The organism is Streptomyces sp. 5K101 (genome assembly GCF_046506645.1).
Classification (GTDB): Bacteria; Actinomycetota; Actinomycetes; order Streptomycetales; family Streptomycetaceae; genus Streptomyces.
This window is the reverse complement of sequence record NZ_JBKFFO010000023.1, coordinates 61,843-69,876: the sequence shown is the minus strand read 5'-3', so window position 1 is coordinate 69,876 and position 8,034 is coordinate 61,843. Positions and strand designations below refer to the sequence as shown.

The following is an 8,034-nucleotide window of genomic DNA, read 5'->3' as shown; positions in this document are numbered from 1 at the left end:
CCGAACCCGGAAGCTAAGCCTTTCAGCGCCGATGGTACTGCAGGGGGGACCCTGTGGGAGAGTAGGACGCCGCCGAACAATCATTGTGGGAAAGCCCCGGAACACCGTTCCGGGGCTTTCCTGCGTTTCAGGACCGGACGGAAGAGGGGGTTGGGCCGGACCCCTGTGCCCGGTGCCGGAGTGGCTGCCGGTAGGGTCAGGGGGCATCGTTGGTACGTTTCCCACAGGAGGCTCCCGGGTGGAGGTCCAGGAGACCCGCGTCCAGACGGACCGGGTGCTCACCATCCCCAACATTCTCAGCATGGCGCGCCTGGTCGGGGTCCCGCTCTTCCTGTGGCTGATTCTTCGACCCGAGTTCGGCGGGCCCAAGAGCGACGGCTGGGCGCTGCTCGTTCTCATGCTGAGCGGAGTGAGTGACTATCTCGACGGGAAGCTCGCCCGCCGGTGGAATCAGATCAGCAGCCTGGGGCGCATCCTCGACCCGGCCGCCGACCGGCTCTACATCCTCTCCACTCTCGTGGGACTGACCTGGCGCGAGATTCTGCCGATCTGGCTGACCGCCGCACTTCTCGCCCGGGAACTGATGCTGCTGGTGATGGTATACATCCTCCGCAGGCACGGTTATCCGCCGCCGCAGGTGAACTTCCTGGGCAAGGCGGCCACCTTCAACCTCATGTATGCCTTCCCCTTGCTGCTCCTGAGTGACGGAACGGGGTGGCTTGCGTCACTGGCCGCGATTTTCGGATGGGCGTTCGCCGGATGGGGTACAACTCTCTATTGGTGGGCAGGGATCCTCTATGTGGTTCAGGTCCGCCGACTCGTCAAGGCGGACGCAGAGGCCGATTGACCCCGAGGACACGGTGACCGGCAGTGTCGCCGGCCGTGGATGCACCTGAGGGCCTGATGCGCGGGTGAAGTCGGCTGGACCGTCATCTCTTCAAGGAGGACGCTTCCGACATGAAGGCCGTCGTGATGGCTGGTGGCGAAGGAACGCGACTTCGCCCCATGACCTCGAGCATGCCCAAGCCGCTCCTGCCGGTGGCCAACCGGCCGATCATGGAGCATGTGCTGCGGCTGCTCAAGCGGCACGGGCTCACCGAGACCGTCGTTACCGTGCAGTTTCTCGCCTCACTCGTCAGGAACTACTTCGGTGACGGCGAAGAGCTCGGAATGGAGCTCACCTATGCCAACGAGGAGAAGCCACTCGGCACTGCGGGGAGTGTGAAAAACGCCGAGGAAGCGCTGAAGGACGACGCTTTCCTCGTCATTTCCGGTGACGCCCTCACCGATTTTGACCTCACCGACCTGATCTCCTTCCACAAGGAGAAGGGCGCGCTTGTCACCGTCTGTCTGACGCGGGTGCCGAACCCCCTGGAATTCGGCATCACGATCGTCGACGAGCAGGGGAGGGTCGAGCGGTTCCTCGAGAAGCCGACCTGGGGACAGGTCTTCTCGGACACGGTGAACACGGGCATTTACGTCATGGAGCCCGAGGTCTTCGACTACGTCCAGGCCGACGTCCCCGTCGACTGGTCGGGAGACGTCTTCCCGCAGCTCATGAAGGAAGGCAAGCCGATCTACGGCTATATCGCCGAGGGCTACTGGGAGGACGTCGGCACGCACGAGAGCTATGTGAAGGCGCAGGCCGACGTTTTGGAGCGGAAGGTCGACGTCGAGCTCGACGGGTTCGAGATCTCTCCCGGCGTGTGGGTGGCCGAAGGGGCCGAGGTGCATCCCGACGCGGTGCTGCGCGGGCCTCTGTACATCGGGGACTACGCCAAGGTCGAAGCCGGCGCGGAGATCCGTGAGCACACGGTCGTCGGCTCCAACGTCGTCGTGAAGTCCGGGGCGTTTCTCCACAAGGCGGTGGTCCACGACAACGTCTACATCGGGCAGCAGGCCAACCTGCGCGGCTGCGTCATCGGCAAGAACACCGACGTCATGCGCGCCGCGCGCATCGAGGACGGCGCGGTGATCGGTGACGAGTGCCTGGTGGGCGAGGAATCGATCGTCCAGGGCAATGTGCGGGTCTATCCGTTCAAGACCATCGAGGCCGGCGCGTTCGTCAACACCTCGGTCATCTGGGAGTCCCGCGGGCAGGCGCATCTGTTCGGCGCCAGGGGCGTCACCGGCATCCTGAACGTGGAGATCACCCCCGAGCTCGCGGTGCGCCTCGCCGGGGCGTACGCGACGACGCTCAAGAAGGGCGCCACCGTCACCACGGCCCGGGACCACTCCCGTGGTGCCCGCGCCCTGAAGCGTGCGGTCATCTCCGCCCTCCAGGCGAGCGCGATCGACGTCCGCGACCTGGAGAACGTGCCGCTGCCCGTGGCGCGGCAGCAGACGGCCAGGGGCAGCGCGGGCGGCATCATGATCCGCACGTCCCCGGGCGTGCCGGACTCCGTCGACATCATGTTCTTCGACGAACGCGGTGCCGACCTGTCACAAGGTGGCCAGCGCAAGCTGGACCGGGTGTACGCGCGCCAGGAGTACCGTCGCGCGTTCCCCGGCGAGATCGGTGACCTGCACTTCCCGTCGAGCGTCTTCGACTCGTACACGGGCTCCCTGCTGCGGAACGTGGACACCTCGGGGATCGCCGAGTCCGGGCTCAAGGTCGTCATCGACGCGTCCAACGGCAGCGCCGGCCTCGTCCTGCCGAGCCTCCTCGGCCGCCTCGGTGTCGACGCGCTGACGATCAACCCGGGCCTGGACGAGTCCCGTCCGACCGAGTCCGTGGACGCGCGCAGGTCGGGACTGGTGCGGCTCGGTGAGATCGTCGCCTCCGCGCGGGCCGCGTTCGGTGTCCGCTTCGACCCGGTCGGTGAGCGGCTGTCCCTCGTCGACGAGCGCGGGCGGATCGTCGAGGACGACCGAGCACTGCTCGTCCTGCTGGACCTGGTGGCCGCCGAGCGGCGCAGCGGCCGGGTCGCCCTGCCCGTGACCACCACGAGGATCGCCGAGCAGGTCGCCGCGTACCACGGGACCCAGGTCGAGTGGACGACGACGTCGCCGGACGATCTGACCCGTGTGGGCCGTGAGGAGACCACGATCTTCGGCGGTGACGGCCGCGGCGGCTTCATCGTGCCGGAGTTCAGCAGCGTCTTCGACGGCACGGCCGCGTTCGTACGGCTCGTGGGCCTGGTGGCCCGTACGCAGCTCACGCTGAGCCAGATCGACGCCCGGATCCCGCGGGCGCACGTGCTCAAGCGGGATCTGGCGACGCCGTGGGCCGTCAAGGGCCTGGTGATGCGCAGGGTCGTCGAGGCCGCGGGTGATCGACATGTCGACACGACGGACGGTGTGCGGGTCGTGGAGGCCGACGGGCGCTGGGTGATGGTCCTGCCCGACCCGGCCGAGGCGGTCACCCATCTGTGGGCGGAGGGGCCCGACGACGCCTCCGCGCAGGCCCTGCTCGACGAATGGGCGTCCGTCGTGGACAGCGCAGGTCGGTGAGGCGCCCACCGGTGTGCGGGCCGCCTTTCCACGGCGCTGCCCGGCACACCGGTGGGGCCATTCGGCGGTAGCGGCTGCGACATGCGACGATGTGCCGCATGTCGCAGCAGCCCCCCGTTCGGAGCACAGCTTCTCCGCCCGCGCGCCCCGATGCGTCGATGTCGCTGCTGACGAACGTGATGGAGCACAGCCTCGACGACGGGTACGCGGAGGCGGCCGCGCGCCGGGCCGAGGGCGGGCGACTGCCCCGCACGCTGCGCGCCAAGCTGGGGCTGGCCGCCGGTCTGGTGCTGGCGGCCGCCGTGGTCACCGTGGGTGCCGCCGAGGCACGCATTTCGGCACCGGTGCTGGCCAAGGAGCGCGAGGAACTGATCGACCGCGTCCAGGCGCAGACAGACTCCGTGGACGAGCTGGAGGAGAGCGTCGACGCGCTCCGCGACGACGTCCAGGAGCGCCAGCGCAAGGCCCTCAACACTCAGGGCGGTGACCGGGGGGCGCTCGTGGGTCTGCTGGCCGGCGCCACCGAGGTGTCGGGGCCCGGGGTGAAACTCGTCGTGGACGATGCCAAGGGCACCGACCAGAGCGGTGACGGGCCGCGCGAGAGCAGCGGATTCTCCGACACGGGCCGCGTGCGCGACCGGGACATGCAGCGGGTCGTCAACGGGATGTGGGAGTCGGGAGCCGAAGCCGTGGCCATCAACGGGCAGCGCCTGACGGCCCTGTCGGCGATCCGCGCGGCGGGCGACGCCATACTGGTCGACAACAGGCCGCTGGTGCCGCCGTACACGGTGCTCGCGGTGGGGGACGGGAACAAGCTGAGCACCGCGTTCCAGGACAGCGCCGACGGGCAGTATCTGCACGCGCTGCAGGAGAACTTCGGTATCCGCGCCAGCATTTCCGACGAGCAGACGGTGCGGTTGCCCGCGGCCCCCAGCTTGATCGTACGTACAGCAGAGCCGAAGACCGCCGACGCCGACCGGGGCAGCGGGCCGGGGACGGCTGACACAGGGAAGGGCACATCGTGATCGCCGTACTGGGCCTCGTCGTGGGAGTCGTGGTCGGACTGTTGATCCGGCCCGAGGTGCCGGCGGTGGTCGAGCCCTATCTTCCGATCGCGGTCGTGGCCGCCCTGGACGCGGTGTTCGGCGGGCTGCGCGCCATGCTCGACGGGATCTTCGTCGACAAGGTCTTCGTCGTGTCCTTCCTGTCGAACGTGGTCGTGGCCGCTCTGATCGTCTTCCTCGGCGACAAGCTCGGCGTCGGTGCCCAGCTGTCGACCGGCGTGGTCGTCGTCCTCGGTATCCGGATCTTCTCCAACGCCGCCGCGATCCGGCGGCATGTCTTCCGGGCGTGAGGCACATGAACAGCGAAGAAGAACCCCAGCGCAGTTCGCCGGAGCCGAGGCGTGAGCCGCTGCCGCCGCTCGCCCCGCCGCCGGCGCAGCAGTCCGAGTCCTCTGCCGACGAGCCCTGCCCGCAGGCGGGACGGCAGCGGCTGCGTGCCGCCGTGTGGCCGCCGCGGGTGACGCGCGCCCAACTCATCGTCGCGGTACTGCTGTTCGTGCTCGGTCTCGCCCTGGCCATCCAGGTGCGCTCGAACAGTGACGAGAGCGCGCTGCGCGGGGCGCGCCAGGAGGACCTGGTGCGCATCCTGGACGAGCTCGACAACCGTTCGCAGCGCCTGGGGGACGAGAAGCAGCGCCTGGAGGACCAGCGCACCGAGCTGGAGAACAGCTCCGACCAGGCCGAGGAGGCGCGCAAGCAGACGCTTCAGAAGGAGCAGCAGCTCGGCATCCTCGCCGGCACGGTGGCCGCTCAGGGCCCCGGTATCACGCTCACCATCGGCGACCCGGCGGGCACGGTGGAACCGGACATGCTCCTCGACGCGATCCAGGAGCTGCGTGCCGCCGGTGCGGAGGCGATCCAGGTCAACGGGATCCGGGTCGTCGCGGACACCTTCTTCTCCGGTACGGCGGGCGACATAGAAGTCGACGGGAAGCGCGTCAGCGCGCCGTACACCTTCAAGGTCATCGGCAAGCCGCAGGACCTGGAGCCCGCGCTGAACATCCCTGGTGGTGTGGTGCAGACGCTGGAGAAGGAGCAGGCCACGGCGACCGTGGACCGTTCGGAGAAGATCATTGTGGACGCCTTGCGACCGGCGGAGCGGCCTGACTACGCTCGGTCGTCGGCGAGGTGAAACGGGGGAGTATGGGGTCTGCCGGGCAGAGGTGGAAGTGTGCAGGGGGGCGACGTACCGGATCGGTGGTGCGTGGTGGAAACTGTCCGGTGGTCACGGACGTTGTGAGGATGTCCGGGTCGGCAGGTGTGTTCGTTCAGGGTTCGTCCTGCCCCACGGGCGGGTCTATTTCGGTCAAGGGGAAACGCCCGTGAAGTTGTTTGGGAAGTTGTTCGGCAAGAGCGCACGCGAGGAGGGCAACGCCCGCCATCGCGCGCCGCGCCACGGCCAGAGCGAGGAGCAGGGCGCCGAGCGGCCGCTGTTCCGCGACGAGGTCGCCGGTGGCGACAATTCGGGCGGACAGGGCGCGTCGTCTGTTGACCCTGCCGGTGCCGGGCGCATAGGTTTCGGGGAACCATCAACCTCAAGTACGGGTGGAGGGTTTGCCCCCGATCCGTATGCGACCAATCCCCACGCGGGACAACCGCGGCAGGAGGATCCCTCCATGGCGGGTCTGCCGGTTTGTACGAGGTGCGGCCACCGGAACACCGAGGCCGGTCGGTTCTGCTCCAACTGTGGTGCGCCGCTTCGCGGTGGCGCCCCGGCCGAGCGCGCCGCCGAGACGACGTCGACGATCTCGATCTCCGGGATCGAGGCGTACGACTCCGAGGTCACCGGGCAGACCGCTCTGCCCTCGCTGTCGCCGGAGGCCCAGGCGGCGGTCGACGCCCTGCCGCTCGGCTCCGCCCTCCTGGTGGTGCGCCGCGGCCCCAACTCGGGCAGCCGCTTCCTGCTGGACGGTGACCTCACGACGGCCGGCCGTCATCCGCAGAGCGACATCTTCCTCGACGACGTGACGGTCTCGCGCCGCCATGTGGAGTTCCGCCGGGGCCCGGACGGCAGCTTCAGCGTCTCCGACGTCGGCAGCCTCAACGGCACGTACGTCAACCGCGAGCGGATCGATTCGGTGGTCCTGGCGAACGGCGACGAGGTCCAGATCGGCAAGTACCGGCTGGTGTTCTACGCGAGCCAGCGGGCCGTGTGACTGTCCCTCCAGACTCGTCCGGGGGGACTCCACAGGGAAGGTACATGCTGCGTACACCGACGGGCGGTGCCGGACACGGCCCCGCCGGCACGGGCGACCGGCTGATGAGCATCGGCGCGGTGCTGGCCCGGCTGCGTGACGAGTTCCCCGAGGTGACGATCTCCAAGATCCGTTTCCTGGAGGCCGAGGGGCTCGTCGAGCCGAGCCGGTCCCCGTCCGGGTACCGCAAGTTCACGGCCCAGGACGTCGAGCGCCTGGCGCTCGTCTTGCGCATGCAGCGCGACCACTACCTTCCCCTCAAGGTCATCCGTGAGCAGTTGGACGCCCTGGAGCGCGGTGAGCAGATCCAGCTGCCCGTCCAGGGTGCCCAGCGCGAGCTCTTCGAGGGCGGTGACGGCGGCCTTGGCGACGGCCGTACCGCCCGGCGGCTCGGCCGGGCCGAGCTCCTGGCCGCCACCGAGGTGAGCGAGGAGGAGCTGGCCGAGTGGGAGTCGTACGGGCTGCTCACGTCCGACGCGAGCGGCGGTTTCGACGCCGAGTCCGTGACGGTGGCCCGGCTGGTCGCCGAGCTCGGCAGATTCGGACTCGAGCCACGGCATCTGCGGGTGATGAAGGCATCCGCCGACCGGGACGCCGGGCTGGTCGAGCAGATCGTGACTCCGCTGCGCAGACACCGTAATCCGCAGACCAGGGTGCATGCGGAGGCCACTGCCAGGGAGCTGGCCGCACTGTCCGTGAGACTGCACGCGGCCCTGGTGCAGAGCGCTCTCGGGATCCGGCTGCACTGATCTTGGACCAGCCCGACTACCCAAACCTCATCCGCACGTCCTAGGGTTGCTGTGTGAACGAGCTCGACGTTGTGGGTGTCCGGGTCGAAATGCCCTCGAACCAACCGATCGTGCTCCTGCGTGAAGTGGGAGGCGATCGGTACCTCCCCATCTGGATCGGACCTGGGGAGGCGACCGCGATCGCCTTCGCGCAGCAGGGGATGGCCCCCGCCAGACCCCTGACGCACGACCTGTTCAAGGACGTCCTCGATGCGGTGGGCCAGGAGCTCACCGAGGTCCGCATCACCGACCTGCGCGAGGGCGTGTTCTACGCGGAGCTGGTCTTCGCCAGCGGGGTCGAGGTGAGCGCCAGGCCGTCCGACGCCATAGCGCTGGCCCTGCGCACCGGGACGCCGATCTACGGCAGTGACGGTGTGCTCGACGACGCGGGGATCGCCATCCCGGACGAGCAGGAGGACGAGGTGGAGAAGTTCCGCGAGTTCCTCGACCAGATCTCGCCGGAGGACTTCGGTTCCAGCAGCCAGTGAGGCCGTCGCGGGTGGTCAGCGGCCGACCGTGCGGCATCGGCGCATT

General features: G+C 68.8%; 8 protein-coding genes and 1 rRNA gene. All 9 read left to right on the top strand.

Annotated elements, in window-relative coordinates:
- Window positions 1-78 (top strand): 5S ribosomal RNA (gene rrf / locus ACLB9X_RS30045); the annotation flags it as partial.
- A gap of 160 nt (window positions 79-238) precedes the next feature.
- Window positions 239-847, top strand: coding sequence for a CDP-alcohol phosphatidyltransferase family protein (locus ACLB9X_RS30040; protein WP_410363579.1), 609 nt, complete (start codon window positions 239-241; stop codon window positions 845-847).
- Between the two features lie 110 nt (window positions 848-957).
- Window positions 958-3,453 carry a sugar phosphate nucleotidyltransferase gene (locus ACLB9X_RS30035; RefSeq protein WP_410363578.1) on the top strand — a complete coding sequence of 832 codons (2,496 nt, stop codon included), beginning with the start codon at window positions 958-960 and terminating at the stop codon, window positions 3,451-3,453.
- 98 nt (window positions 3,454-3,551) lie between these two features.
- The gene (locus ACLB9X_RS30030) at window positions 3,552-4,478 is read left to right on the top strand and encodes a DUF881 domain-containing protein (protein WP_410363577.1); all 927 of its coding nucleotides are present in this window, start codon (window positions 3,552-3,554) and stop codon (window positions 4,476-4,478) included.
- Window positions 4,475-4,807, top strand: coding sequence for a small basic family protein (locus tag ACLB9X_RS30025; protein ID WP_010469069.1), 333 nt, complete (start codon window positions 4,475-4,477; stop codon window positions 4,805-4,807). The genes ACLB9X_RS30030 and ACLB9X_RS30025 overlap by 4 nt, the downstream gene beginning before the upstream one ends.
- Window positions 4,808-4,812: 5 nt before the next feature.
- The gene (locus ACLB9X_RS30020; RefSeq protein WP_410363576.1) at window positions 4,813-5,649 is read left to right on the top strand and encodes a DUF881 domain-containing protein; all 837 of its coding nucleotides are present in this window, start codon (window positions 4,813-4,815) and stop codon (window positions 5,647-5,649) included.
- Between the two features lie 61 nt (window positions 5,650-5,710).
- Window positions 5,711-6,673 carry an FHA domain-containing protein gene (locus ACLB9X_RS30015; protein ID WP_410363581.1) on the top strand — a complete coding sequence of 321 codons (963 nt, stop codon included), beginning with the start codon at window positions 5,711-5,713 and terminating at the stop codon, window positions 6,671-6,673.
- Between the two features lie 44 nt (window positions 6,674-6,717).
- On the top strand, window positions 6,718-7,461 hold the full coding sequence (locus ACLB9X_RS30010) for a MerR family transcriptional regulator (protein WP_410363575.1): 744 nt from the start codon (window positions 6,718-6,720) through the stop codon (window positions 7,459-7,461).
- A 53-nt stretch (window positions 7,462-7,514) separates the two neighbouring features.
- A complete protein-coding gene (locus tag ACLB9X_RS30005; protein ID WP_177152903.1) occupies window positions 7,515-7,988 on the top strand; it encodes a bifunctional nuclease family protein in 474 nt (157 codons plus the stop codon).
- Window positions 7,989-8,034: the final 46 nt, after the last annotated feature.